Origin of the sequence: Streptomyces sp. NPDC017520, assembly GCF_044329855.1 — a bacterium.
Classification (GTDB): domain Bacteria; phylum Actinomycetota; class Actinomycetes; order Streptomycetales; family Streptomycetaceae; genus Streptomyces.
This window is the reverse complement of record NZ_JBIRKB010000022.1, coordinates 51,095-76,243: the sequence shown is the minus strand read 5'-3', so window position 1 is coordinate 76,243 and position 25,149 is coordinate 51,095. Positions and strand designations below refer to the sequence as shown.

General features: G+C 70.2%; 23 protein-coding genes and 1 pseudogene. 8 read left to right on the top strand and 16 right to left on the bottom strand.

The genetic code is table 11. From position 1 onward, the window contains the following. Positions 1 to 47 precede the first annotated feature (47 nt). Entirely contained in the window at positions 48 to 932 is an 885-nt protein-coding gene (locus ACH4KB_RS33990) for an acyl-CoA thioesterase (RefSeq protein ID WP_398070297.1), read from the bottom strand. Positions 933 to 949: 17 nt separating this feature from the next. Beyond that, positions 950 to 2,107, bottom strand: coding sequence for an acyl-CoA dehydrogenase family protein (locus ACH4KB_RS33985; RefSeq protein WP_398070295.1), 1,158 nt, complete (start codon positions 2,105 to 2,107; stop codon positions 950 to 952). Positions 2,108 to 2,336: 229 nt separating this feature from the next. On the opposite strand from ACH4KB_RS33985, the gene ACH4KB_RS33980 reads away from it, so the two are divergent. The 4 genes from ACH4KB_RS33980 to ACH4KB_RS33965 all read left to right on the top strand — a co-directional run bounded on the left by ACH4KB_RS33980 (position 2,337) and on the right by ACH4KB_RS33965 (position 5,938). Next, positions 2,337 to 2,438 (top strand): DUF5713 family protein, encoded by a 102-nt coding sequence (locus tag ACH4KB_RS33980; protein WP_398070293.1) that lies wholly within the window; start codon positions 2,337 to 2,339, stop codon positions 2,436 to 2,438. Positions 2,439 to 2,520: 82 nt separating this feature from the next. Next, positions 2,521 to 2,940, top strand: a complete 420-nt coding sequence (locus ACH4KB_RS33975; RefSeq protein ID WP_097867123.1) for a helix-turn-helix transcriptional regulator — start codon at positions 2,521 to 2,523, stop codon at positions 2,938 to 2,940. A 10-nt stretch (positions 2,941 to 2,950) separates the two neighbouring features. Then, on the top strand, positions 2,951 to 3,364 hold the full coding sequence (locus ACH4KB_RS33970; RefSeq protein ID WP_398070291.1) for a VOC family protein: 414 nt from the start codon (positions 2,951 to 2,953) through the stop codon (positions 3,362 to 3,364). Positions 3,365 to 3,550: 186 nt separating this feature from the next. Further along, positions 3,551 to 5,938: an ATP-binding cassette domain-containing protein gene (locus ACH4KB_RS33965; protein ID WP_398070289.1), complete on the top strand. Its 2,388-nt coding sequence runs from the start codon at positions 3,551 to 3,553 to the stop codon at positions 5,936 to 5,938. 31 nt (positions 5,939 to 5,969) lie between these two features. Here ACH4KB_RS33965 and ACH4KB_RS33960 read toward each other — a convergent pair whose 3' ends face one another. Together ACH4KB_RS33960 and ACH4KB_RS33955 are read right to left on the bottom strand one after the other, a co-directional pair. After that, complete coding sequence (locus ACH4KB_RS33960; protein WP_398070287.1) at positions 5,970 to 6,191, bottom strand: DUF397 domain-containing protein; 222 nt, start codon at positions 6,189 to 6,191, stop codon at positions 5,970 to 5,972. Beyond that, entirely contained in the window at positions 6,184 to 6,981 is a 798-nt protein-coding gene (locus ACH4KB_RS33955; protein WP_398070285.1) for a Scr1 family TA system antitoxin-like transcriptional regulator, read from the bottom strand. Before ACH4KB_RS33955 ends, ACH4KB_RS33960 begins: the two co-directional genes overlap by 8 nt. Before the next feature lie 133 nt (positions 6,982 to 7,114). Here ACH4KB_RS33955 and ACH4KB_RS33950 point away from each other — a divergent pair, with 133 nt between their 5' ends. Together ACH4KB_RS33950 and ACH4KB_RS33945 are read left to right on the top strand one after the other, a co-directional pair. Then, entirely contained in the window at positions 7,115 to 7,459 is a 345-nt protein-coding gene (locus tag ACH4KB_RS33950) for a hypothetical protein (protein WP_398070283.1), read from the top strand. A 24-nt stretch (positions 7,460 to 7,483) separates the two neighbouring features. Continuing rightward, on the top strand, positions 7,484 to 8,074 hold the full coding sequence (locus tag ACH4KB_RS33945) for a GNAT family N-acetyltransferase (protein WP_398070281.1): 591 nt from the start codon (positions 7,484 to 7,486) through the stop codon (positions 8,072 to 8,074). Here ACH4KB_RS33945 and ACH4KB_RS33940 read toward each other — a convergent pair whose 3' ends face one another. The 3 genes from ACH4KB_RS33940 to ACH4KB_RS33930 form a co-directional block, all read right to left on the bottom strand. Next, on the bottom strand, positions 8,075 to 8,992 hold the full coding sequence (locus tag ACH4KB_RS33940; protein ID WP_398070279.1) for an alpha/beta hydrolase: 918 nt from the start codon (positions 8,990 to 8,992) through the stop codon (positions 8,075 to 8,077). 52 nt (positions 8,993 to 9,044) lie between these two features. Continuing rightward, entirely contained in the window at positions 9,045 to 10,361 is a 1,317-nt protein-coding gene (locus tag ACH4KB_RS33935; RefSeq protein WP_398070277.1) for a DUF4157 domain-containing protein, read from the bottom strand. A gap of 381 nt (positions 10,362 to 10,742) precedes the next feature. Further along, positions 10,743 to 11,627, bottom strand: coding sequence for a class I SAM-dependent methyltransferase (locus tag ACH4KB_RS33930; protein WP_398070275.1), 885 nt, complete (start codon positions 11,625 to 11,627; stop codon positions 10,743 to 10,745). Between the two features lie 510 nt (positions 11,628 to 12,137). Between ACH4KB_RS33930 and ACH4KB_RS33925 the strand changes: the two genes are divergently transcribed. Then, entirely contained in the window at positions 12,138 to 12,638 is a 501-nt protein-coding gene (locus ACH4KB_RS33925; protein ID WP_398070273.1) for an FG-GAP repeat domain-containing protein, read from the top strand. 42 nt (positions 12,639 to 12,680) lie between these two features. Then, a pseudogene (locus tag ACH4KB_RS33920) lies at positions 12,681 to 12,746 on the top strand (hypothetical protein); the annotation flags it as partial. Between the two features lie 70 nt (positions 12,747 to 12,816). On the opposite strand, the gene ACH4KB_RS33915 reads toward ACH4KB_RS33920, so the two are convergent. The 9 genes from ACH4KB_RS33915 to ACH4KB_RS33875 all read right to left on the bottom strand — a co-directional run bounded on the left by ACH4KB_RS33915 (position 12,817) and on the right by ACH4KB_RS33875 (position 25,120). Beyond that, the gene (locus ACH4KB_RS33915) at positions 12,817 to 13,005 is read right to left on the bottom strand and encodes a hypothetical protein (RefSeq protein ID WP_398070373.1); all 189 of its coding nucleotides are present in this window, start codon (positions 13,003 to 13,005) and stop codon (positions 12,817 to 12,819) included. Between the two features lie 47 nt (positions 13,006 to 13,052). Next, on the bottom strand, positions 13,053 to 13,769 hold the full coding sequence (locus tag ACH4KB_RS33910) for an immunity 49 family protein (protein ID WP_398070271.1): 717 nt from the start codon (positions 13,767 to 13,769) through the stop codon (positions 13,053 to 13,055). Positions 13,770 to 13,912: 143 nt separating this feature from the next. After that, entirely contained in the window at positions 13,913 to 16,879 is a 2,967-nt protein-coding gene (locus ACH4KB_RS33905; RefSeq protein ID WP_398070269.1) for a hypothetical protein, read from the bottom strand. Beyond that, positions 16,876 to 17,322, bottom strand: coding sequence for a DUF6507 family protein (locus ACH4KB_RS33900; RefSeq protein WP_398070267.1), 447 nt, complete (start codon positions 17,320 to 17,322; stop codon positions 16,876 to 16,878). The genes ACH4KB_RS33905 and ACH4KB_RS33900 overlap by 4 nt, the downstream gene beginning before the upstream one ends. A 72-nt stretch (positions 17,323 to 17,394) precedes the next feature. Next, positions 17,395 to 17,709, bottom strand: coding sequence for a pore-forming ESAT-6 family protein (locus tag ACH4KB_RS33895; RefSeq protein ID WP_398070265.1), 315 nt, complete (start codon positions 17,707 to 17,709; stop codon positions 17,395 to 17,397). 58 nt (positions 17,710 to 17,767) lie between these two features. Then, positions 17,768 to 18,100, bottom strand: coding sequence for a hypothetical protein (locus tag ACH4KB_RS33890; protein WP_398070263.1), 333 nt, complete (start codon positions 18,098 to 18,100; stop codon positions 17,768 to 17,770). Between the two features lie 164 nt (positions 18,101 to 18,264). Further along, the gene (locus ACH4KB_RS33885) at positions 18,265 to 19,683 is read right to left on the bottom strand and encodes a DUF6177 family protein (protein WP_398070261.1); all 1,419 of its coding nucleotides are present in this window, start codon (positions 19,681 to 19,683) and stop codon (positions 18,265 to 18,267) included. Positions 19,684 to 19,803: 120 nt separating this feature from the next. Further along, entirely contained in the window at positions 19,804 to 23,796 is a 3,993-nt protein-coding gene (gene eccCa / locus ACH4KB_RS33880) for a type VII secretion protein EccCa (RefSeq protein WP_398070259.1), read from the bottom strand. Positions 23,797 to 23,929: 133 nt separating this feature from the next. Continuing rightward, complete coding sequence (locus tag ACH4KB_RS33875; protein ID WP_398070257.1) at positions 23,930 to 25,120, bottom strand: MinD/ParA family protein; 1,191 nt, start codon at positions 25,118 to 25,120, stop codon at positions 23,930 to 23,932. Between the last annotated feature and the right edge of the window lie 29 nt (positions 25,121 to 25,149).

Here is a 25,149-nt window from a genome sequence, read left to right as displayed (position 1 = left end):
GAAACGACGCTTCAGGTGGTGCTCATCAATGACGCTTGAGGTGGTGCTCATCCCCGTGGGACGCGGACGACGCCTTCCTGGATGACGGTGATCGCGAGGCGCCCGTCGGCGGTGTGGATGCGGGCCTGGCCCAGCCCGCGACCGCCGGAGGCGGAGGGCGACTCCTGGTCGTACAGCAGCCACTCGTCCGCCCGGAACGGCCGGTGGAACCACATCGCGTGGTCGAGGCTCGCGCCGACCACGTCCCCGACCGCCCAGCCGCCCCGCCCGTGGGCGAGGAGCACCGAGTCGAGCAGGGTCATGTCGGAGACGTAGGTCGCCAGGCAGACGTGCAGCAGCGGGTCGTCCGCGAGCTTGCCGTTCGTCCGGAACCACACCTGGGACCGGGGTTCGCGCGCCTCGCCCACCGTGCCGAACGGCGGCGCGTCCACGTACCGCAGGTCCACCGCCGCCCGCGCCTCGATCAGCCGGTCCACGACCCCCGGATCGCTGAAGCGGTCCGCGTACCGGGGCAGCATCTCGGCGGCCGTCGGCAGGGTCTCCGGGTCGGGGGCGGCGGGCATCGGCGCCTGGTGCTCCAGGCCCTCCTCGTGACTCTGGAAGGAGGCGGAGAGGTGGAAGATCGGCTGCCCGTGCTGGACGGCGACGACGCGGCGGGTGGTGAAGGACCGCCCGTCGCGGATGCGGTCGACGCTGTAGACGATGGGCGCGCCGGGGTCGCCCGCCCGCAGGAAGTACGAGTGGAGCGAGTGGGCTCCCCTGTCGGCGGGGACGGTGCGGCCCGCGGCGACGAGTGCCTGGGCCGCGACCTGGCCGCCGAACACCCGGGGCACGAGCGAACTACGGCTCACGCCCCGGAAGATGTCCCGCTCGATCTGCTCCAGGTCGAGCAGGTGGAGCAGATCGAGCAGGGGGTCGGGACTCTCGTTCATGGAGGGAACGTAACCCCTTACAGACCCATGGACTTGGCGATGATCGACTTCATGACCTCGCTGGTGCCGCCGTAGATGCGGTTGACCCGGTTGTCCGCGTACAGGCGGGCGATCGGGTACTCGTTCATGAAGCCGTAGCCGCCGTGCAGCTGGAGGCAGCGGTCGATGACGCGGTGGGCGACCTCGGTGCAGAACAGCTTCGCGGAGGCGGCCTCGGCCGCCGTCAGCTCTCCGGCGTCCAGGGCCTCCAGCGCGCGGTCGGCGACGGCCTGGGCCGCGTCCACCTCGGCCTGGCAGGCGGCCAGCTCGAACTTGGTGTTCTGGAACGAGGCGACCGTCTTGCCGAAGACCGTGCGGTCCTGCACGTACTCCTTGGCGAACCGGACGGCGGCCGCGGCCTGGGCGTACGCGCCGAAGGCGATGCCCCAGCGCTCGGAGGCCAGGTTGGTGCCGAGGTAGCCGAAGCCCTTGTTCTCCTCGCCCATGAGGTCCTCGACCGGGACCTTGACGTCGACGAACGCCAGCTCGGCGGTGTCGGAGACCCGCAGGCCCAGCTTGTCGAGCTTGCGGCCGACCGAGTAGCCCTCGGACTTCGTGTCGACGGCGAAGAGGGAGATGCCGAAGCGGCGGTCGTCCTCGCGCGGGGCGGCGGTGCGGGCGCAGACGATCACGCGGTCGGCGTGGACACCGCCGGTGATGAAGGTCTTGGACCCGTTGAGGACGTAGTGCGTGCCGTCCTCGGAGAGCTTGGCGGTGGTCTTCATGCCCGCGACGTCGGAGCCGGTGCCCGGCTCGGTCATCGCGAGGGCCCACATCTCCTCGCCGCTCGCGAACTTCGGCAGCCAGCGCTTCTTCTGGTCGCCGGTGGCCAGCATCTTGATGTACGGGAGGCCCAGCAGTGTGTGCACGCCGGAGCCGCCGAAGGAGACGCCCGCGCGGGCGGTCTCCTCGTAGATCACGGCCTCGTACTTGTGCGAGTCGATGCCCGCGCCGCCGTACTCCTCGTCGACCTCGATGCCGAAGATGCCCAGCTCGCCCAGTTTGAGGTAGAAGTCGCGCGGTGCCTGGCCCGCGGCGAACCACTCGTCGTAGACCGGCACGACCTCGGCCGCGATGAAGGCGCGGATGGTCTCCCGGAACGCCTCGTGGTCCTCGTTGAATACCGTACGGCGCACGGGATGCCTCCTAGGTCGGCAGTCGATTCGATCGCGTTGTTCTCGGCGTGCTCGGCTAAGCGCTTGCTCAGACTCCCTTCGAAGTTACCCGCCGGTTGTGGTCGCTGTCCAGGGTGATGCTCGGCACGCGGACGCCCGGTGCGCACCGGACCCCCGCCGCCCGCGTGCGGGCCGATTGTCAGTGGCGTGGGGGAGTATCGGAACGACGGCGACGGAACGTACGGAACGCATGGGGGAGACCGAGATGGGCGAGGCCTTCTGGATCATCGCGACGGCGTACGGCTTCGTGGACGCGGACCCGGAGAAGCTGATCGCCGAGCGCGAGTGGTGACCGGGCCCCGCCTTCGCGGGACGGGCCGGGCGCAGTCGGCCGTGGGAGGGTGAAGAGGCAGGGAGGGTGAAGGAGTGTGGCTGTGAGGCTGGAGGACCTGGCCCGGTTGCGTCGGGCCCGTGACCGCATGGACCGCGAGTACGCCGAACCGCTCGACGTGCCCTCGCTGGCCCGTGCCGCCCTGATGTCGCCCGGCCACTTCTCCCGCAGCTTCCGGGCGGCCTTCGGCGAGACCCCGTACAGCTATCTCATGACCCGCCGTATCGAGCGGGCCAAGGCACTGCTGCGCCGGGGCGACCTGTCGGTCACGGACGTCTGCTTCGCCGTCGGCTGTACGTCGCTCGGCTCGTTCAGCTCCCGCTTCACGGAGCTGGTCGGGGAGAGCCCGAGCGCCTACCGGGCCCGCCCCCACGACGCGGGCGAGACCATCCCGGCGTGCGTCGCCAAGATGCTCACCCGACCGGTCAGGAACGGAGAAGCGGATCGCAAGCCCCGCCCGTAGCGTGAAACGCATGGACATCAACCTCTCGCAGTGCTTCATCGCCGTCGACGACCACGACAAGGCGCTCGCCTTCTACCGCGACGCCCTGGGAATGGAGGTGCGCAACGACGTCGGATTCGAAGGCATGCGCTGGGTGACCGTCGGGTCCCCCGCACAGCCGGACGTGGAGATCGTCCTCGAACCCCCGCTCGCGGACCCGAACGCTCCGGAAGCCGACCGCCGGACCATGGCCGAGCTGCTCGCCAAGGGCATGCTGCGCGGCGTCATCCTCTCCTCCGATGACGTCGACGCGGCCTTCGAGAAGGTCCGTTCGGCGGGCGGCGAAGTGCTCCAGGAGCCGATCGACCAGCCGTACGGCGTCCGCGACTGCGCCTTCCGCGACCCCTCCGGCAACATGCTCCGCATCACCCAGGCCAAGAAGTAGCACCAGCCCGTGACACCAGCCCGTGAGGGGCCGGGGCCGGAACAGGCCCCGGCCCTCACGCACGACCAGTAGGCTCCGCGCACCAGCGGGCCGCCCGTATCCAGCCGCACCACCCGCCACGAGCCGCACCAACAAGGCCCCGCGCACCAGCAGGCCCCGCGCACCAGTAATGGAGAGACGACGAGCATGGCTCCGCGAACGAAGACCCAGCAGCCGCCCGCGCCGCACGCCGCCGACAGTCACGACCTGATCCGTGTGCACGGTGCGCGGGAGAACAATCTGAAGGACGTCAGCATCGAGCTCCCGAAGCGCCGGCTGACGGTGTTCACCGGAGTCTCCGGCTCGGGCAAGAGCTCGCTGGTCTTCGCCACGATCGCCGCGGAGTCCCAGCGGCTGATCAACGAGACCTACCCCGCCTTCGTCCAGGGCTTCATGCCCACGCAGGCGCGACCCGACGTCGACGTCCTCGACGGACTGACGACCGCGATCATCGTCGACCAGCAGCGGATGGGCAGCGACCCCCGCTCCACGGTCGGCACCGCCACCGACGCCAACGCCATGCTGCGCATCCTCTTCAGCCGGCTGGGCAAGCCGCACATCGGCCCGCCCGGCGCGTTCGCCTTCAACGTGCCCTCGGTGACGGCGAGCGGTGCGATCACCGTCGAGCGGGGCAACAAGAAGGCGGTCAAGGCGACCTTCAGCCGCACCGGCGGCATGTGCAACCGCTGCGAGGGCCGCGGCTCGGTCTCCGACATCGACCTCACCCAGCTCTACGACGACTCCAAGTCGATTGCCGAGGGCGCGTTCACCATCCCCGGCTGGAAGTCGGACAGCTGGTGGACCGTACGGACGTACGCGGAGTCGGGCTTCCTGGACCCGAACAAGCCGATCGCCAAGTTCACCAAGAAGGAGATGCAGGACTTCCTCTACCGGGAGCCGACCAAGGTGAAGGTGGAGGGCGCGAATCTCACCTTCGAAGGGCTGATCCCCAAGATCCAGAAGTCGTTCCTGTCCAAGGACCGCGAGTCGATGCAGCCCCACATCCGGGAGTTCGTCGACCGGGCGGTCACCTTCACCACCTGCCCCGAGTGCGAGGGAACCCGGCTCGCCGAGGGCGCGCGCTCCTCGAAGATCAAGAAGATCTCCATCGCCGACGCCTGCGCCATGGAGATCCGGGACCTCGCGGAATGGGTCCGCGGCCTGGACGAGCCTTCGGTCGCCCCGCTCCTGGAAGCCCTCCAGCAGACCCTGGACTCCTTCGTGGAGATCGGCCTCGGCTACCTCGCCCTGGACCGCCCCTCCGGCACGTTGTCCGGCGGCGAGGCCCAGCGCGTCAAGATGATCCGCCACCTCGGCTCCTCGCTCACCGACGTCACGTACGTCTTCGACGAGCCCACCATCGGCCTGCACCCGCACGACATCCGGCGCATGAACGACCTCCTGCTGCGCCTGCGGGACAAGGGCAACACCGTCCTGGTCGTGGAGCACAAGCCCGAGGCCATCGCCATCGCCGACCACGTGGTCGACCTCGGCCCCGGGGCCGGCACGGCGGGCGGCACCGTCTGCTTCGAGGGCACCCTGGAAGGACTTCGAGCCTCCGACACCGTCACCGGCCGCCACCTGGACGACCGGGCCGTCCTCAAGGACGAGGTGCGCAAGTCCACCGGCGCGCTGGAGATCCGGGGCGCGACCTCGCACAACCTCCGCGACGTCGACGTCGACATCCCGCTCGGTGTGCTCACCGTCATCACCGGCGTCGCCGGCTCCGGAAAGAGCTCGCTCGTCCACGGCTCGATCCCGGCGGGCAAGAACGTCATCTCGGTCGACCAGAGCCCCATCAAGGGCTCCCGCCGCAGCAACCCGGCGACGTACACGGGCCTCCTGGAGCCGATCCGCAAGGCCTTCGCCAAGGCCAACGGCGTGAAGCCGGCCCTGTTCAGCGCCAACTCCGAGGGCGCCTGCCCCACGTGCAACGGCGCGGGTGTCATCTTCACCGACCTCGGCATGATGGCGAGCGTCTCCAGCCCCTGCGAGGACTGCGAGGGCAAGCGGTTCCAGGCCTCGGTGCTCGACTACCACCTCGGCGGCCGCGACATCAGCGAGGTCCTCGCCATGTCGGTCGCCCAGGCCGAGGAGTTCTTCGGCTCCGGCGAGGCGGCCATCCCGGCCGCGCACAAGATCCTCGACCGCCTCGTGGATGTCGGCCTGGGCTACCTGAGCCTCGGCCAGCCGCTCACCACCCTGTCCGGCGGCGAACGCCAACGCCTGAAGCTGGCCACGCACATGGCCGACAAGGGCGGCGTCTACGTCCTCGACGAACCGACCACCGGCCTGCACCTCGCGGACGTGGAACAGCTCCTCGGCCTCCTGGACCGGCTGGTCGACTCCGGAAAGTCGGTGATCGTCATCGAGCACCACCAGGCGGTCATGGCCCACGCCGACTGGATCATCGACCTCGGCCCCGGCGCCGGCCACGACGGCGGCCGGATCGTCTTCGAGGGCACTCCGGCGGACCTGGTGGCCGACCGCTCCACGCTGACGGGCGAGCACCTGGCGGAGTACGTGGGGGCGTGAGACGCGGGGCCCTTTCGGTCGGCCCTTCGGGTCAGGCGGAGAGGGCCCCGCTCTTGACCGCGTCCACGAAGGAGGCCCACCCGGCGGCGGGGATGAGCAGGGCGGGCCCGCCAGGGACCTTGGAGTCGCGGACGGGGACGGCGGTGGGGTGGTGGTCCTGGACTTCGAGGCAGCTGCCGCTGTCACCGTTGCTGTAGGACGACTTGCGCCAGTCATCGAGGAGCGACGTCGCCGGGGCGGATCCGCTATCCATGGTCTCTGAAGCCCTTCGATGTCGCCTTCATCGCCGCCAGCGATTCCTTCAGCGGCAGCGCGTCGCTCAGGCTGAGAGTGTAGTCGCCCTGGAACGCCTCGACCGTGGACGGCGAATCGTGCAGCTTCCCCATTCGCAGCCCTTCGCTGTAGGCGACCGGAGGCTGGTCATCGAACCACATCAACGTCAACATTCCATCCAGCAACGGGTGATATCCGAGCCCCAGGGGAATCACATGCGTGCGGATGCGCTCCGATTCAGTCAAAGCGACGATGTGGTCGATCTGCTCGGCCATGGTTGCGGCACCGCCGATCGGACGTCGTAGCACTGCCTCGTCGAGCACGGCCCACACCACAGGCGTCGCCGGGTTCTTGAGGATCTGGGCACGATTCAGGCGTGCGACAACCGCCTTGTCACGTTCGGCGGGGCTCATTGAGGGAAACGCTCTGCCGAGAATCGCTCGTGCGTAGGCCTCGGTTTGAAGGATTCCCGGAACCAGTGAGGGCGCGAACTCGCGGATTACCGTCGCCTGCTGCTCAAGGTGTTGTACAGGTGCGAAGTAGTTCGCGAGTACTTCGTTGTCCGCACCGGGCCGGAAGCTGGTGAGCACATCACCCGTTCCCAGAGCCATGTCCAGCCGGCGGGCGTCCTCTTCGCTCGGCACGCGACGTCCGGCCTCGATGTGCGAGATATGCGACCGCGTCATCAGAGCCAGGTCCGCAAGCTGCTGCTGCGTCAGGCCGGCCGCTTCCCGCTGAGCTTTCAACCACTTGCCATAGGTGTTACTCACAGCCAACTCCCGCGCGACGAACGCGGTGTCACCCCGAACCCCCTGGCGAGCCTAGCCGCACCGCTCGCACTGTGTGAGTGGATCGCTACGCAGCGAAGGATTCACCCCCACTGCTCACGGAGTTGACGCCCCCATGAACGAACAGCCCCAGAACGCCGCGCGCCTGCTTCCCTGGGCCGGTACGGACGGCAGACCTTGCTACGTAGTCGGCGACGGCGGCGGCAAGGTCTCGCGGGAGGCCGACAAGGTCGAGGCCATGCAGCTCGGTATGGCGTACGAACTCCTCGACCACGCCGACGACATGGTCGAGGACGACGGCTCTACGGCCGTCCAGCTCCGCCACGTCGCCGCCGCCCTGGCGCACTCCCTGCGGGACGTCCACCGGGTTGCCCGGAGCCGGGGCCTCAGGCTGGGGATTCCCGACGCCTTCGAGCCGGGCCACCCGTCGGGCCCGGGGCTGGTCCGGCTGCGGCCGTGAGGGGGCGCGGGTGAGGATGGAGCCATGACCCGCGTCCTGTCGACACCGCCCGCGATGATCTCCGGCTGCCTCGCCGGTGGTCCGCAACCCGTGCTCCCGGTAAGCGGCGGCGACGGTCTGCTGCTGCGCCCCTGGGAACGGGCCGACGCGGCGGCGTTCCTCTCCGCCTACCGGGACGAGGAGACTCGCCGCTGGCACACGCACCGGCCCTCGACCGAGGCCGAGGTCCGCGAGTGGTTCGACGGGTACCGGCAGGACTGGGAGCGGGAGAAGGGCTGCCACTGGGCCGTTGCCCGTGACAGCGGCGAGGTGCTCGGCCGGATGGCGTTGCGCGGCCTGGACTTCGACGACGGCGTCGCGAACGCCGCGTACTGGGTGCTTCCGGCCGCACGCGGAGCAGGGGTCGCCTCCCGCGCACTCGCGGCGGTCAGCGCGTGGGCGCTGGGCGACATCGGCTTCCACCGGCTGGAGTTGGACCACTCGACGCGCAACCACGCCTCGTGCAGGGTCGCCACGAAGGCCGGCTACCGCCTGGAGGGCACCAGGCGAGACGCGGCCGTGCATGACGACGGCCGGCACGACATGCATCTGCACGCCCGGGTCAGGGGCGACTGATCAGGGGCGACTGATCCTGTCGCGCAGCCAGGAGTGGATGCCTTCGAGCGCCGTTGCGGCCAGAGCGGTGGGGTGGCCGGTGAAGCCGTGGGGGGCCTCGGGATAGACGCGCAGCTCCACGTCGTTGCCGGCTGCCGCCAGCCGACCCGCCAGCGTCAGGTTGTCCTCCAGCAGTACGTCATCGCTGCCCACGACGAGCAGCGCCGGAGGAAGCCCGCTCAGGTCGGCGTAGAGGGGGGAGATGTCGGGAAGGGCGCGGTCGGCCACGTGGCCCGCGTACGCCTGGAGGAAGTACTCGTCGGCGATGAGGCGGCCGCCCGGGGTCTGTGCGCTCAGGTCCCACGTACCGAAGCGGAGCGCGGCCCCGGCGAACCGGTCGACGAGGCCCCGGTCCCGCAGCCGGAGCAGGGTCGCCAGGGCGAGGGTGGCCCCGGCCGAGCTTCCGCCGATGGCGAGCCGGGAGGTCCCGAAGCGGGCCTCGGCCTCCTCGACGAGCCAGAGCGCCACCGCCGCGCAGTCGTCGGGCGCGGCGGGCCAGGGGTGCTCGGGCGCGAGCCGGTAGTCGACGCCGACGACCGCGATGCCCAGGGCGTCCGCGAGCTCGCGGTGGCGTTCGTCGCCCTGCGCCGCGGAGCCCATGTAGAAGCCGCCGCCGTGGATGCCCAGGTAGACGGCGCGGGGCGGGCCGCCGGAAGGGAGGAAGATCCGGACCGGGACCCGTACTCCGGCGGCTTCGACCGTCTCCTCGACGGCAGGCGGAACGGCGGCACGAGGCGTGGGCTTCTTCGCGCGGGCCTCCTTCAGCTCCTCGTACGAGCCGGGTCCCCGGCCTGCCACCCTCGACCGGTAGAAGGCGCGGGCCTCGGCGACCTGTTCGGCCGGCACGTCGGCCAGCAGTGCTTCCAGCGCGAATCGCACGCGTCGCTCCTCCTGGTCCACGCGGGCCCATCTGGATGCTATCGGGGCTGCCCTACTGGTCGCGTTGCTCCAGTTCGCCAGTCACGCTGCAGCGCGAGTTGGCAATGCTGTAGGGAATGATGACCTCGATGGCTCCTCCCGGCTCGCCCGACTGCAGGACCATGTTCCTCGCCGCGAGTGACGTCATGAGGTCCTGGTCCTGGTCGAAGCCGAGGAGCGCCTTCACCAGACGCGCCGATGCCGACGGCGAGGCGAAGCCGAGCGCCTCGTAGTTGATGCTGGTCAGGTCGTAAGCGAGCATGTTGGGTGTGGCGATCTCCAGCAGTACGCCCCCGGGATTCAGATAACCGCGAGCGTGTTCTCTCGACGTCGCCAGATACATACCCCTCCAGCCGTCCTCGGTCCGGGCGTCGCCGATCGAGAAGTCCTGTGCCGCTCCGTCTCCCCACCCCTCCCGGCGCGAGCGAAGCACCGACTTGTAGTGGACCCCGGCCACGGAGACGGTTCGCGGGGTACCGATCTGCTCGAGAAGCTCGGCGGATATCTCGACCTGCTGCTCGTAATCGGTCGGCGTCGTCCTGGAGATCTTCTGTCCGGTCGCCTTGTGGACCAGCACTCCTGCCGGCGTGCACAGAACGTCGGCCGTGGTGAGCACGTTTCCCTTGTGCCACAGCTCGTACGTCGAGCCGTCCGCGTCGATGTACTCCAGGCTGCCGCTGTTCACCATGAGGTCGCAGCCGTCGGCCGTGCGGACCGCGGTCGTCGAGTCCGAGTTCGTGAAGACGTCCCCGTAGGCGTCGAAGTAGGGCTCCGCGTTCCCTTCCCCCTCTGCGCGCTGCACGAAGGAGCCCGTTCGTGCCGTGGCCTCTGTCGCCTGCCACACGTCGGCGGTGTGGCTCCGCTGCACCGATGGTGCCCGCATGACCGCGGTCGCGTTGGCCTCCGCGGCGCGCTCGAAGGCGTCGGACGGGTCGGAGACCTTCAGCCCGGATCCATTGTCGGTGCCGGTGACAGGCCCTTCACGTTGCTGGATGACGTGGGTGAGTTCGTGGGCCAGGGTGTGCTTGTCCGCACCACCGTCACCTACGACGACGTGGTTGCCCGAGGTGTACGCGCGAGCACCGATCTCGGCGGCGGACTCCCGGGCGGCGGTGCCGGTGTGCAGGCGGACGTCGGAGAAGTCGGCGTTGAACCGGCTCTCCATGTCGTCCTTGAGCGCGCCATCCATGGGACGCCCCGGGGACCGGAGCACGTTGTGGACGGTGGAGCGCTGCACGTCGGTCGCGGCCTCGCCCGGGCCGGACGGGGCCGACTCCTCTTCCCGTTCCCGTAGGCGATTGACCGCCGCGTTGCCCAGGGTGGGCTGCAACGCGAGGAGAGGCGCGGAGACAGGGGCCCCGACGCCGCCGCCCGGGAGGCGGGCCGGAACCGCAGGCCGGGCCCGGCCCTGCGAGGGACTGTCGACAGGCTCTTTGCCCGAGGCATGAGCACGCACAGAGGGAGTTCCTTCGTCGCATCGATGGCAGTCCTCCCCAGACTGCTCCACCCCGTGCGCCCGGCGAAAGGTACGGCGGGGCAGCACACCGTGCCCCAGGGGGCCCGGCGGTGTTGCCTGCCGGCCCACCGGCTTCCGGCGGGGCGGTGTTGCGTGCTGCTCCCGGCCCACCGGCTTCCGGGCCCACCGGCTTCTGGCGCGATCCTCCGGCACGTACGCGCCCCGACCGCGAGGGAATCGCCCTGGCCCTCCGGCTCAGCCGCCCTGGACGGGCCGGGCCATCCACGTCTCACGGGTCGACCGTACGACGAGGTCGTCCCGGTGGCGTACGTCCTCGGGCCCGCCGTCGATGAGCCGGTCGAGCGCGGCCAGGTCCTCCGGCGAGATGCGCCCGACCAGATTGCCGCGGATGCGCTCGAAGACGAGATAGGCGTACCGGCCAGCCCCCTCGGGCAGCGGGGCGCGCAGCTCCCACGGCTCGGCGCGTTCCTGCTCGACGGAGAAGCCGGCGGCCACGAGCAGCGAGCCCCAGTCGGCCCCCCGGTGCGGCAACTGCTCGGCATGCAGGCCGTCGAGGGCCTCCCGGCAGCGGCGCTCCAACGCACCCGGCTCCCCGCCCTCCGGGAGGAAGGTCGGCATCCCGTCCACCTCCGCGACGGCCAGCAGCCCGCCGGGACGCAGCGCGGCGCGGATGCCGGCCAGGGCGGTGGCGGGGTCGTCCAGGTGGTGCAGGGACGCCGACGCCCAGACGAGGTCGGCGTCGACGACCCCGGGCAGCCCCGTCCCGGCGTCGGCCTCCAGCGTGTGCACGCGATCGCCGAGCCCCCGTTCCCGGGCGGCCGAGGCGAGCCGCTCCAGCATCGCGGGGGAGCTGTCGACAGCGGTCACCCGGGCGGTCGGGAACCGCTCCAGCAGGGCGAACGTGCCGGTCCCGGTGCCCGAGCCGAGGTCGACGATGCTCCGGACGTCGTCACCGGCGAGGCAGGCGATGCGCCCGGTGAGGGCGGTCAGGTGGGGCGCGAACAGGGCGGCGTCGAGGTCGAGGATCTCGGGGAGACCGTTCGGCGTCGCGGAGGGGTCGTGGGAGTGAGCCGCGTGTCCGTGCTGGTGCTGGGTCTGGTGCTGGTGTTCGTGAGCCATGAAGTCGAGCGTACGGACTCTTGCGCCAGATGCATGCAAGCTTGCCGATAACGCAAGAAGATGCCCCCGGGGCCACCCTCCTGCGCAAGGGGGCCGGTCCCGGAGCACACAACCATTCGCGGCGCGGAGGGTCCTTCTCGGCAGTGAGCACGTGCGCACATCAGGCGGACGAACAACGATGAAGCGCTTCTCCGACTCCGCGCCGCTTCGGCGGTCTCGGTGGCCCTCGCGACCACGGTGGCCGCCGCGCCGGCCCTCTCCGGTACGGCCGCGCCGGTCTCCGCCGCGCGTCAGCCCCGCCCGCCACCGGGTGATCAACCAGAACACGTCCGGGATCCCCGGCACGGCCGCCGCGAACGCCCGCTTCGGCACGGGCACGCCCGCCGACATCGACCGGGACGGCTACACCGACCTGCTGGTCTCGGCCGCCCATGGCCCGCGGGCATCCTGTTCGGCGGCAGGAGCGGCCTCGGCGCCCGGGCGGTCGCGTACCGGGGCCAGGGGTACGCGGTGGGCGACTTCGACGGCGACGGCCGAACGGACGCGGCCTGGATCGACCACACGGAGTGGGACGGGAAGGTCGTCCTGGACGAGAACATCGGCGCGGACGGCTCGGTCGGCGGCACCCGCACGGCACTCACCGTGAACAACGGCGCCACCGTTTTCGAGGACGTGCAGGCCGTGGACATGAACAGCGACGGCAAGGATGACCTGCTGGTGAGCACCGGCTGCGACGACGAGCCGGACTGCGGCGGGCGGTCGCTGTACCTGTCGACGGGCACGGGCTTCACCTACACCCCCTTCGTCACCGCACCGGGGACATACCTGGAGTACTCCTCCATGACGGTCGGTTCGGTCAACGGCGACGCCTACCCGGACCTGGTCTTCACCCGCCGGCCCACCGGCATGGACAGCGACGTGGACTTCCCGAGCAAGGGCGGCGCGGTGGCGGTCGTCCTCGGAGGGCCCCAGGGCCAGAACACCGCTGTGAAGCCGAAGTGGATCACCTAGGCCGCCACCGGAGTGCCGGGCGCCGACGAGAAGGGCGACGCCATGGGCGCAAGCGCCGCCGTTGGAGACCTAGCCGGCGACGGCTACGGCGAGGTCGTCGTGGGACTCCCGGGCGAGGACGTGGGAACGGCCAAGGACGCCGGCGGGGTCCTGGTCTTCAAGGGCCGCGCCTCGGGCATCACCCCATGGCCGGGGGAGAGGGCCAGAACCACTGAGGCCCGACGGACGACGGACGGTTCGGCTCGGCGTCCCACCACTCCTCGTCCACCGAGGTGCCGGCCTCGTGCAGCACTGCGTAGCGCTGATCCTCCGGTACCGATATGAGGTGGCCCCAGTCGACGATCAGCGCATCGATGCACATGCCCATGGTGAAAAGGGTGGAAGGTCGCCGGTACCGCTTGTGGTCCTGGGGGATCAGGTGGGGAATTCCCCGAGCCAGGTGCGCTGGAGGAGGTGCTTGGGGAGGTAGTCGGATTCGATATCGAGGGGGAAGTCGGCGTCGTAGGCGAGGCAGGCGATGGCGAGGGGGCCGAGGGCGATGCTGCCGTCGATGTCCGTGGCGCGGTCCTCGTCGAGCGTCCAGTAGGTCTTGTGGAGTTTGAGGGAGTCTGCGAGGGCGGAGGCGAAGCCATCCCGGTCGTTGCGGACGTAGTGGTAGAAGAGGTTGATCGGCGGGTAGAGCACCGCCTGGAGCAGGTCTTGTGGCGCGATGCGGGCCACGGTGGGGTCGGATGCCTCGATGGTGGCGATGAGCTTGTCCGCGAGGTCGGGTCGGCGGAGCCACCAGCTCTGGAGAGTGTCGACCCAGTGGTAGATGTACTCGTCGTAGGAACCCTCGGGTGAGCGCAGCCGTTCCAGGGGAATCTCGCTGAGCTGTGTCAGGCGTTCCTGGTCACGGCAGATGACGGCCAGCCAGAAAGCCGACAGCCAGGTGCCCGCATCAGCGAATGAACGAGGCCCGGTGGCGGGGATGGATCGGAGCTTCCTGTCGATGCGGCATTCCACCCGCCCCTCGTTTGCAGTGGTCACGGCAAATACGGCCGATCCGACCTGCATTGCGATGACGGCGGACTCCCACGTTTCCACCGCCGCCGATCGCGGATCGATGATGCTTCTGGCACGCAATGTCATGAGCGCCGTTCCGAACGTTGATCGGATGGCTTCAGTGGACTGTTCGAGACGCTCGATTCCCTTGGAAAGGTGTGCGCCGACACGTCCCGCAAACTCCTCAGAAGTGGGCCCTGTGGGAAGTGCATGGCGGGCAATCGCTACGGTCACGGAAGGGTCCCCTTGCTGATGTCGAAACGTCGGTACTGGTAACCAGTATACGTTCCCATGTTCTTCTCTCCCTTGACGACGACATAGTCTATCCGGTCGCCTTCAAGTGCTCTTTCCAACGCTTCTACAGTTTCGAACTCGCCTCGCTTCTTCATGGCCTCGATGATGTCAAGGAAGTATTCCTGGCTCCCTTGGGATACTCGTCTACCATCCGGAAGTCTGCGACTGCCCAGTTCTGTCTCGACGTTGCTCTTGGCCTCAACGACGACAACGCGGCCGTCCTCGTGCCTCCATACTTGGTCGAACTGGTCGTTTCCGCTCTTCGGGCCGAGGAGGTATTGCTTCTCGAAGTCTGGATATCGCTCGGCGATGAAGTGATGCTCCGCGGCTTTCTCGCCGAAATCCTCTGCTGATTTACCCATTTGAGTATGGGCTTCCTTGTAGGTGCCTCGAGCCTCTCCCCACTCCGCCGCTGATTCGGGGGTATTCAGTGCTTCGTGGAGAGTTGCTGTTTCGCCCTTCCATCTCGCTACGAGGTTATCCCACTGGATGTCCAGGAAGCGTTTTAGTGCGGTATCGTCGAGAAGCTTTAGCCTGGTGCGACTCGTTACGGTATCTGCTCTCACCGTTATGTAGTTCTCGTCGAGGAAATGAGGCTTAGGGGGTTCTGGAACATCCCTGGCCCTGGCCCAGGGGCCGTCAGGCAGGGGCTGGACGAGTTGAGGGGGAGTGAATCCGCTCTCATCGTGGATTTCGACCCGGTGGCGGGTCCCGTCCTTTCGGTAGTACTGCTCGCGGTACCCCGGCTCTTCATTCGCCCGATAGACCTGAATATCCTCGACCTGTTCCAGGGTGAGCGAACCGGGCCGACCATACGGGTTGGGTCCGTCGTGCATGAAGCTGGGACGTGGCACGGGCTGGCGCGTCGAGCCTGCCGACACAGAGGTGCCATCGGATCCGCGTGTCGCGTCATCGCCACCGCCAAGGCTGGTGCCGCCGGAGCTTCGAGGGCTGGGCACTCCGCTGTCGGCGGTGCCCGTCGGAATGCCGCTGCCGACTATGGAACCGCCGTGAATATCGCGGCCGCCTGTGCCAGTCGGGCCGCCCCCGTGCAGGCTGTTCGCAGGCAGATGACCGCCCTGGCCGCCGCGCGAACCACTGCCGGGCGCGCCGTTGTCCACGCTGTTGGTCGGCAGGTTGTTCGCTGTGCCGCCCGGTGCCCTGTTCGGGCGCGAGGCGTCGTTGCCCGTCCGGCCGAGGTCGTCGCCGATGCGCCCCGTGTCGCCCAGGTCCGAGCCCAGCCGGGCCGTGTCGCTGCCGCCGCGTGTGCCCGCGCCGACCAGGGTCGGTTGTTCGGCCGGGGCGTGGGGCAGGGGACTGTCCGCGTCTGTCCTGACGGAAGCGCCCTCCGTCGGGTTTTCGTGCTGGGCGCCGGAGTGGTGCTGTTTGAGAGTGCCGTCCTCGCCGAGGATGTTGCCCTCGCGGTCGAGGTGGATGACGTTGCCGTCGGCGTCGAAGCCCTTGAAGGTGCCCTCGGGCAGGGCGGTGGTGCCTTCGGGGAGTTTGAGGGCGCCTTCCTGGATCGGCAGGGAGCCTGCGGGCGGGGTCACGCCTTCGGGGAGGTGCACCACCCCGTCGCCGAGGTCGACCGCTCCGGCGGGGATCTCCGCGCCGTCCGGGAGCCTGACCGAGTTCCTCGGGATCTCGAACGCGCCGTCCGGGAGCGCCGCGCCCTCGGGCAGGTGCAGGGTGCCGTCGCCGAGCTTGAACGCGCCGTCCGGCAGCGTGATCGCGCCCGGCGCCAGTGGCGGGATCTCGACGTTGCCCGTGCCCTTGAGGCCGGCCATGACGTCGCTGATCTTGGTGAGGCCGGTGCTCGCGCCCTTGAAGAGGTACGTCGTCGGGTCGGCGTAGCGGCCCGCCTTGTTCGCGAACGACAGGGCCTTGGCCGCCACCGCCGCCTTACCCGCGCCGGAGACCGCACCCCCGGTGCCGCCGGTGAAGACCGTCGTCAGGACGTTGAAGGTGACCGCGCCTCCGGCGCGGGCGGGGTTCTCGCCCCACTGGTCGTAGGCGATCAGCGCCTTGCCGGTCTCCTTCATCGCCCGGCTCGAATCCCGCAGCCAGGAGGGCAACTCCTTCTCGGGTGTGGCGAGGAGGTACGTCCCCCCGGCACCTGCGGTCGCCAAGGTGATGGACACGCCGATGGAGAGGTGCGCGAGACCGCCCCAGGCCTGTTTCATACTGTCCCAGCCCTCGGTGCCGACCAGGGTGCCCAGGCCCTTGACCGTGGCCCAGACGCCGTCCACCACGAAGCCCTTGCCGAAGTCCCAGGCGTGTTCGTGGACCTGCCACCACGGTGTGGATTCCTTGACCGGGTCGCCCCACGGCAGTCCCTTGGCCTGCTTCAGGGCCTCGGCTTCGTAGCCGTACATGCCCTTGCCGCCGGAGCCGTCGCCGGTCTTGAGCGGCTTGCCGTCGGGAACCAGTGTGATGATCTTGTTGTAGCAGGCGCGCTCCACCGCCTGGAACGCGGCCCAGGTCTCGGCGATCTCGTCGCGGCGGCGGTTGTTCTCCTCGACCAGGTCGCCGTCCTCGCGCCACTTGTCGTCCGCGTTCGCCTCGTCCAGAAAGGCCGAAGCCTCCCGCTTGAGCCGCTGCAACTTCGCCACCAGCGGCTGCGCGTCGTCCGCGTACGCGCCGAGCGCGCCGGCGATCCTCGCCAGGTCCCCCTTCAGCGCGGCCCCGCGGTGCGCGACCGGTTGTGTCGTCGCGAACAGCTGATCGGCCTCCGGGGCCTTGTAGAACGCCTGGAGCCCGCCGAAGCTGCTGTGGATGTCCCCGGCGGCCGTCGCGATGTTCTCCCCGTCCCCGGCCAGGGCGGTCACCTTCTGGTCCAGCACCGCCAGATCCCCGGTGAACACCGGGATGCCGGACGGGTCGATCGGCTCCTTGTCGCTCACTTCCCACCCCGCAGGTCCCTCAGCACGTCCAGCCGGACCGCCTTCGCCGCGTTCTGCGCCTGCTTCGCCGTGTCGAGGTCACCCTCCACGTACTCGTTCGTCGCCGTCGCCGCACCCAGCACCGCCGCCTGGATCCGCTCCGACAGCGACTTCAGCTGCGCCTGCCGCGCCTGCGCGTACGTACCCAGCGCCGCGGCCACCGGGCCCGTCGCCGTCGGGGCACTGACGAGCGCCGCGACCGGGCCGGCCTGCCGGTGCGGAACCACCGGGCCCACCGGCTGCCCCGCCTCCGTGCCCCCCGGCACCGCGGTTCCCGCCGCTGCCGCCGCCTCGGACAGGTGCGTCATCAGCGCGTTGAGCGCCTTCTCCAGCTCACCGGCGTGTCCGCCGACCACCTTCAACTGGCCCTGCACACCCTGCGGTTTGATATCCCACGCAACCATCCACGCCCCCCCGTACGCACGCACCACACAACCGGCCCACCCCGCACGGGGTGGGCGCACGCCATCCGGCGGTCAGCCGATGCCGTCTACCGCGGCTTTCGCCCGCGCCAGCGTCTGCGCGGCCGTGCCGTCGTTCTTCTCCAACGTCGTCCGCAGCAGCCGGATGATGTTCCGCACCTCCTGCGACGTCGCGTTCCAGCGCAGTTCCTTGCCGTGGTACTCGTCCGCCACGCCATCGGCCGCGAAGTCGTTCATCGCCGCTTTCACCTGCGCGTCCCGCGCGGTGATCACCTGCTCCAAGCGGCCGATCACCACCTGGAGAGCCGCCTGTACCTCCGTCGAGGCCCCCGTGTCGTACGAACGCCGATCCGTGCTGCTCGCAGCCATCAGTCCTTCAACTCCCCGTCAGACAAAAGTGTGGCCGAACCGGTCACCATGCCCGGTCTTAGCGGCCGCCGAAGCGCGCCGCGTCGAAATTCGCCGACGCCATCTGCGACTTCGCGTTCTCGTCCTGCTCCTGGTCACCCGAACCGAACGCCGCGTCCATCCCCGACTGACCGCCCAGAATCCCCGACAACGACGCGTTCAACGCCTTCGTGATCTCGTCCGAACGTGTCTTGAAATCGTCGAACGCGACCTTCCCCGCTCCGTTGAACTTCCCCTCCAACGGCTCCGCCGCAGCGATCAGCTGCTGGATAAGCGTCCCCAGATCCGTACTCGCGCTCTGCGAATCCGACAGCAGCCTCGACAGGACCGTCGCCCCCATGTCGAACTTCATGACATCCCCCGTTACATCGAAACATCGAAACTTCGAAACATCGAACGCGTCGACTACATCGACCGAACGCACGCCTACTTGTGCGTACATCCTTGTCTATCAACCCCGACATCACTACTGCAATCTGCAATCAGCCATATTGCGGCGGGGAGTCCGGGAAGTCCCTACGCCCCTTTGAGGTGCCGCATCAGCCGCTCGAACTCCTGCCACCCCCCCAGATCCGAGGGGTTCCCCGGCAGTGGGTAGTACAGCGCAGGTCTGGTACGCGGGCCGAGTCGCACCGGTTGTTCCGCCAGCGGCGTGCGTCGCGCCCGGTCTCCCGGCATCGCGCGTACCTCCTCCGCGCCCAGCACGAAGGCCAGCGGGACCCCGGGGCCCTCGAAGCGCGGCGGTACGGTCACATCGCGGCGCGCTTTGCGAAGTTGTACGAGCATCGACTGAAGGTGGTGGCGCGTGGCGAGCGCCTCGGCGGACGCGGGCAGGGCGTCCAGCGGAGGATCCTCGTCGGCGCCGTAGCCGAACGCGAGGGTGACCTCCTCCTCCACGCCCGCCTTCGTCCGCGTGACGCGTACGGTCGCGATGCCCGGTCGCGAGCGGTTCCCGACCACGACGAACCACGATGGTTCCGGCGCCCGTTCGAACGCGACGTCGGTCAGGCGGGCCGGGGACCAGGGGAGGGTCGCCGGTTCCGACGTGCCCCAGCCGGCCGGCGGTTCGCCCGTCAGCTCCCGCCACACCGCCTCCAGGCCACCGCCCAGCACCAGCCGCTCGTCCGCCGGGTGCACCATGCGGAAGGTCAGGCCCAGCTGGCGGTCGCCGGTGTCGTGGACCTGCTGGAAGGCAGCCGCCACCGGGGTGCGCGGGTCGTCGTCCGTGGCGTCGGGGGAGAGCACCGGGTCGAACGCGCCGTCCTGCCACCGCAGTACGGCTCCGGTCAGTCCGTCGTAGTAGCCGTCCCGGTCGTCCCGGACGATCCAGCGGGACGGCCAGCCGCCCAGGGCGTCCCGTACCGCGGGGGAGAGCGTGGTGCCCGCCGGGCTGACGATCTGGAGGCCGAGACCCGCCTTCGCCGCCGCCCGGAAGGCGTCGGACAGCCAGGCCGTCATCGCCACCACCGGGCGGTCCTGGATGACGACCGCGACCTTGTCGGTGAGCACGTCGATGGCCGGCTGGGCGGCGGCGGGTTCGGGCGCGACGCTCACGCCGTCGGTCCTCACCACGGCGAGCGATCCGGCCGCGTCCGGCGGCCAGGCGGAACCGCCCGCCAACGCGGCGAGCCGGGTCGCGAAGGTGCCCGCGAGCTGTTCCGCCTCCGCGACACCCGTGGTGGAGCGGGCCTCCGTCCACCAGTACGGGACCGGCGGGGCCGTGGTCCCGAGCAGCCGCTCGGCCTCACCCTCGACGGAGACCAGCAGCGGGGCCTCGACGGAGACGAGCGGGCGGCCCTCCGTGTCGCAGAGCTGGATCACCGCGCCCCCGCCCCGTGTGCCGACCAGCTTGTCCGGGCCGCCCGAGAGCAGGCCCGCCAGGACGGCCCAGGGGTCCGGAATGCGAGGGGTGAGAGCGATGACGTCCTTGGTCATGGAGTGGTCGTCCGGTCCTTCCGGTCCTTCGTTGTTCGGCGGTAGGCGGTAGGCGGTAGGCGGTAGGCGGTAGGCGGTCGGCGTGCGCCGCGGGGCGGGGCTCGTCTGTCCCGCGAGGTCTCACATCGGCGCGTACACCGTCTGGATCAGGCGGTTGGGCTGCCCACGGCTGACGAACACGCCCCGACCGGGAGCCTGTTGGGAGGCGTACACGCCGGGGAACAACTGGCCCTCGCTGCGGTCGCCCGCCATCAGGAGCGCCGAGGCCCCCGACTCCCGCAGGCCCTGCACCAGCGGCTCGTACATGCCCCGCGAGGCGCCGGCGACCCGGCGCGTCAGAACGAAGTGGAGGCCGATGTCGACCGCCGAGGGGATGTACGGAAGGAACGCCGCCAGCGGTGACTGTCCGGCGGTCGTGAGGACGTCGTAGTCGTCGACGAGGACGACGATGCGCGGGCCCGCGCCCCAGTTGCCGGGCTCCAGGTCCTCCAGCCGGGCGTTCTCGTCGGGCAGGCGCTTCTCCAGCTCGGTGGCAATGCCGGCCGAAAGCCCCGCACACAGCTTGGAGTTGTACGCGTACCCGCCGTTGAACTCCTCCGGGACCGCACCACGCAGTGAGCGCCGGGGGTCCATCACGGCGAACACCAACTCGTCCTCGCCGTAGCGGTCGATGAGCCCGTGCGCGACCGTCCGCAGCAGGTTCGTCTTGCCGCATTCGCTGTCCCCCAGGACCAGCAGGTGCTGGTCGTGCTGGAACAGGTCGAGCAGCACGGGTGCGAGCGCCGACTGGTCGAGACCGATCGGTACGCGCGTGGGCTCGGCCGCCGACCCCGGCAGCGAGTGCGGCCCCAGAACCTGCGGCAACACCCTCACCGGCTGGGCCACTTCGCCGCTCCAGGTGGCCCGGACCGTACGCGCCGTGCGTTCCAGGACCGCGCCGAGGTCCGCCGTGTCGGCGACCCCGTCCGTACGGGGGAGCGCCACCTGGGCGAAGAGCTTTCCGTCGGTGAGGATCCGGCCGGGCTCGTCGGGCGACAGGGTCTCGGCGAGCTTGCGGTCGATGCTGGACTCGCCGGGGTCGTTGAGGCGCAGTTCGACGCGGGTGCCGAAGTTGGACTGGATGGCGATGCGTACGTCGTTCCAGCGCAGCATGGACGCGACGATGTGGATGCCGTAGCCGCCGCCGCGCTTGAGGATGTCGGCGATCGCGTCGTCCAGCTCGTCGAAGTCGTCGCGCAGTGCACCGAATCCGTCGATGACGAGGACGATCTCGGCCGACGCGAGTTCGGGCAGCCGGCCGGCCGCGTGCAGGGTGCGCAGTTGCTCGACCGAGTCGATGCCGTGCTCACGGAAGAGTTCCTCGCGCACCGCGAGCATCGTGCGGACCTCCTCGACGGTACGGGCCGCCCGCTCCCGGTCGGCGCGGCCCGCGATACCGCCGACGTGCGGCAGGCCCGAAAGGGCCTGGAGACCGCCGCCGACCAGATCCAGCCCGTAGACGCCGATCTCGCGCGGGGTGTGGGTCAGCGCGAGGGAGAGGACGAGCGTGCGCAGCAGAGTCGTCTTGCCCGACTGGGGCCCGCCGATCACCGCCGCGTGACCGCCCGCCGTCGTGAGGTCAAGGAACCACTGGCCCTGCCACTGCTTGGCAGGGTCGTCGAGCAGTCCGAGGGGGATGCGGAGAGGCCTTCGGCGTCCTTCCGTGACCGCTCCGGTCAGCCGCATGCCGCGCGGTCCGATGTCCAGTGGGCCGGCGACGGTGTCCAGCGCGGTGGCCGTGGGCAGCGGTGGCAGCCAGATGCTGCGTACGGGCGGCGCCGCTCCCGTCAACTGGCCGACCATGACGCCGAGTTCGGTCGGGCCCGTCTCGCGGCGACGGGACGCCGGCTCCACGGACTGCCGCGACTCGTCCGGACCGGACAGGGTGTTGAACGCCTCGTACGGCAGCGCCAGCGGGCTGGTCTCCTCCTCGTCGGTGCTGCGGACCGGACCGCGATAGCCGCCCGAGACATAGCCCGCCTTGAACCGGGCGTAGTGGCTTGTGTCGACCTTCAGATAGCCGAACCCGGGCAGCGGAGGCAGGTGGAAGGCGTCCGCCGTGTCCAGGACGGTCCGGGACTCGTCGGCGGAGAAGGTCCGCAGGCCGAGACGGTAGGAGAGGTAGGTGTCCAGGCCCTTGAGCTTGCCGCCCTCGATGCGCTGGCTGGAGAGCAGCAGATGCACGCCGATGGAGCGGCCGATTCGGCCGACGGAGAGGAAGAGGTCGATGAAGTCCGGCTTCGCGGTGAGCAGTTCGCCGAACTCGTCGATCACCACGAACAGGTGTGGCAGCGGGTCCAGGTCCGGCCGCTTCTCGGCGCGCAGAGCCGCGTAGTCTCCGATGTCCGCGACGTTCCCCGCGTCCTTGAGGGCCTGCTGGCGGCGCTTGACCTCACCGGCGAGGGAGGAGTGGACCCGTTCGACGAGCCCCGCCTGGTTCTCCAGGTTGGTGATGACCCCGGCCACGTGCGGAAGGTCCGCGAACGGCGCGAACGTCGCCCCGCCCTTGTAGTCGACCAGCACGAGCGCCAGGTCTTCCGGCGGATGGGTGGCCACCAGGGCGAGGACCAGGGTGCGCAGCAGCTCAGACTTGCCCGAGCCCGTCGCGCCCACGCACAGACCGTGCGGGCCCATCCCCAGCTCCGAGGACTCCTTGAGGTCCAGCAGCACGGGCTCGTGGGAGTCGCTGATGCCGATCGGGACGCGCAGGAAGGCGCGCTCGCCGCGCGGCGCCCACAGCCGTTCCAGGTCGAGGCGTGCCACGTCGTCGATGCCGAGCATCGCCGCGAACTCCACCGGACCGGAGAGCGGGGCGTCGGCCAGGGATTCGGCGGACAGCCGCAGCGGCGCGAGCATCCGGGCCAGCCCCTCGGCGAACGGGATGCCCGCCTCGTCCACCGTGCCATGGGCCTCCACGGGCTCCGGCGTCCGCAGGTCCTCGATGGTCACGTCGGTGCCGTCGACCGTGATCCGTACGCTGACGTGTCCCGGTTCCTGCACCCGCCGCTCCAGCAGATGCAGCACGGTGACGCCCATCTCGCGCAGGCCGACGGCGTCGTCAGGGCGCGGCAGGTCCACCGCGTCCTCGCCGTGCCCGTCCGTGACGACGAGCAGCCGGGAGTTCATGGACAGCGCGTCCCGGCCGGCCAGGCCCCGGCGGACCTCGGCCGCGTACGAGGCCCGGCGGCGCAGCTCCGCCCCGATCTGCCGGGCGAGCTGCGGGGCGGAGGGGGCGATGCGGCGAGCGGCGACCGGCCCGTCGAACTGCTCGGTGTCGAGCAGGTGCGGCAGCCACTTCGCCCATTCCCAGTCGGCCATGCGCTCACCCGGCGCCGCGACGGCGATGGCCACGTCGTCGGGTGCGTGCAGGGCGGCCGTCTGGACCAGCAGGGCGCGGGCCACCCGCAGACAGTCCTCGCGCGGGCCGATCACACTGACGTTGCCGATCCGGTCCAGCGGGACGGTGAGCGGCAGTTCGGTGCCGTTGCGGAACCGGTTCACCAGAGCCGACGCCTCGTTGAGCATGAACAGGTCGGGCGGGGTGAGGACCGTCGAACCCGGCTCGGCGATTCCCAGACCCCGTACGGGCATCTCGCCGGTGCCGACCCGCACCCGCAGGAAGTCGTCGTCGACCCTGCGCCGCTCCCAGAGGCGCGCCGGGTCACGCACGATGTCGTACAGGGCGTACGGCGGGGGGTTCAGGACATCCGCGCGCTCACGTCGTTCGCGCTCCTCGCCCGACAGCTCCTCCCGCAGGTCCTCCACATAGGCGAGGTACGCCTCGCGCTGAGTGCGTCGGGTGCGCTGGGCCTTGCCCCGCTGCGAGAAGAGCAGCGCCACGGAGCCGATGACGGTGACCACGAGGATGATGGCGCCGAGGGCGGCGAACTGGCTGTTGCGGACGACCGTCATCATCACGACGGACGACATGACCCCGGCAACCGGCAGCAGCGACATCGCGACGTTGCCCGCCTTTCCCTCGGGGAGGTTGGGCGGGGCCTCGATGGTGCGGGGCACGGGCGCGGCCGGGGGGCGGGTGGTCCGGGCGGGGCGATGGATCAGTCGGGTGCTCATGGGCGTGGTCCGGCGTTCGCGGTGGCGGAAGTGGAGGAAGTGGCAGAAGTGGAGGAAGTGGCGGAAGCAGCTGCTGCGACTGTGGCTTTGGCTTTGGCTTTGGGTGCGGCGGTCGCAACGCCCCGCGTCGCGGTCACCGGCGCTTCTGGGAGAGCTGGAAGACCTCGGCGGCCAGCCGGGTGGCGGCCAGCCGCGTCGGCCGGGCGAGCAGTTCGGTACGGAGTGCGCCGCCTGCCGCCAGATGCCGGTCGTGGGGCAGTACGTGGACGGTCGCGCCGGTGGACCGCAGCTTCTCGGCGGCGGCCTCCACGTCGATCCCTGGGCGGGACGTCGTGCTCGTGAGCGCCACCACGGTCCCGGCGATCATGTGGCGCGGCAGCCCTTGCATCCACTGGAGGACCGCGTACGTGCTGGTGATGCCGTCCAGCGTGGCGGGCGCGGCCAGTACCCGGGCCTGGGCGGCGGAGAGCGCGACCCGGGCGACCTCGGCGGGCAGTGTCTCGCAGTCGACGACGGTCACCCCGAAGTAGCGGCGGAGCGCGACCATGACCCGCTCGTACGCCGCTGTGTCCAGCATCGCTCCGATCCGCCCCTGGCTGCCGGGCAGCAGCCAGGCGTTGTCGGGGAGTTGGACGAGGTATCCGGTGACGTCGAGCAGCGACATCTGCGGCTCCACGATGTCCGCCAGGTCGGCCGTGGTCCAGCGCAGCGCTTCGGCTCCGAGACGCAGGGGCAGCGAACCGAGCGCCGGATCGGCCTCGACGAGGAGGACCGGGTCCTGGCGGTAGTGCGCGTACGCCGTGCCGAGCAGGGCGGTCACCGTCGTCTTGCCCGCGCCGCCCCGGATGGAGGTGACGGCGATCTGCCGGCCGGTCGTCACCGGCTGCTGGAGCCGTTCGGCGGTGCGGGTGATCTCGGCGACCTCGCGGGCCGCCGACGAGGAGACGATCCGGCGTACCGCGCGAGAGACCCGCGCGGCGGCCGGCTCACCCTGCCGGGGGCGGCGTGCCGTACCGGACAGCGCGCTGTCGATCACGGGCCGTGAGTCGGGGGACCGGGCGGGCCGCTGTGCGCGTGCCGACGGTGCGGCGGGAGAGGGAGCGGGCGACGCGACGGGCGAAGAGGGCGAGTTCGGGCCCGGCACCCGCCCGCCTGTACGCGGCTGCGGCTGCGGCTGCGAAGGCTGCGCCTGTTCCTGTGCCGCGGTGTGGCCCTGTGCCGCAGTGTGGCCCTGTGCCGCACTGTGGTGCTGCGCGCGCTGCGGAGGAGGGGTACCTCTCAGGTCGCGCAGCACATCGCCCTGCCAGTTGTCCGCGTTCGGCATGTCTGCCCTTCTCCTCCGCTCCGATGCCC

Bases quoted from the DNA above. Each gene is read 5' to 3' on its own strand.
- ACH4KB_RS33990 (WP_398070297.1), bottom strand. From the start codon at position 932: ATGAACGAGAGTCCCGACCCCCTGCTCGATCTGCTCCACCTGCTCGAC.
- ACH4KB_RS33900 (WP_398070267.1), bottom strand. From the start codon at position 17,322: ATGGTTGCGTGGGATATCAAACCGCAGGGTGTGCAGGGCCAGTTGAAG.
- ACH4KB_RS33945 (WP_398070281.1), top strand. From the start codon at position 7,484: ATGACCCGCGTCCTGTCGACACCGCCCGCGATGATCTCCGGCTGCCTC.
- ACH4KB_RS33950 (WP_398070283.1), top strand. From the start codon at position 7,115: ATGAACGAACAGCCCCAGAACGCCGCGCGCCTGCTTCCCTGGGCCGGT.
- ACH4KB_RS33970 (WP_398070291.1), top strand. From the start codon at position 2,951: ATGGACATCAACCTCTCGCAGTGCTTCATCGCCGTCGACGACCACGAC.
- ACH4KB_RS33965 (WP_398070289.1), top strand. From the start codon at position 3,551: ATGGCTCCGCGAACGAAGACCCAGCAGCCGCCCGCGCCGCACGCCGCC.
- ACH4KB_RS33980 (WP_398070293.1), top strand. From the start codon at position 2,337: ATGGGGGAGACCGAGATGGGCGAGGCCTTCTGGATCATCGCGACGGCG.
- ACH4KB_RS33885 (WP_398070261.1), bottom strand. From the start codon at position 19,683: ATGACCAAGGACGTCATCGCTCTCACCCCTCGCATTCCGGACCCCTGG.
- ACH4KB_RS33875 (WP_398070257.1), bottom strand. From the start codon at position 25,120: ATGCCGAACGCGGACAACTGGCAGGGCGATGTGCTGCGCGACCTGAGA.
- ACH4KB_RS33930 (WP_398070275.1), bottom strand. From the start codon at position 11,627: ATGGCTCACGAACACCAGCACCAGACCCAGCACCAGCACGGACACGCG.
- ACH4KB_RS33915 (WP_398070373.1), bottom strand. From the start codon at position 13,005: ATGGGCATGTGCATCGATGCGCTGATCGTCGACTGGGGCCACCTCATA.
- ACH4KB_RS33890 (WP_398070263.1), bottom strand. From the start codon at position 18,100: ATGAAGTTCGACATGGGGGCGACGGTCCTGTCGAGGCTGCTGTCGGAT.
- ACH4KB_RS33960 (WP_398070287.1), bottom strand. From the start codon at position 6,191: ATGGATAGCGGATCCGCCCCGGCGACGTCGCTCCTCGATGACTGGCGC.
- ACH4KB_RS33895 (WP_398070265.1), bottom strand. From the start codon at position 17,709: ATGGCTGCGAGCAGCACGGATCGGCGTTCGTACGACACGGGGGCCTCG.
- eccCa (WP_398070259.1), bottom strand. From the start codon at position 23,796: ATGAGCACCCGACTGATCCATCGCCCCGCCCGGACCACCCGCCCCCCG.
- ACH4KB_RS33910 (WP_398070271.1), bottom strand. From the start codon at position 13,769: ATGACATTGCGTGCCAGAAGCATCATCGATCCGCGATCGGCGGCGGTG.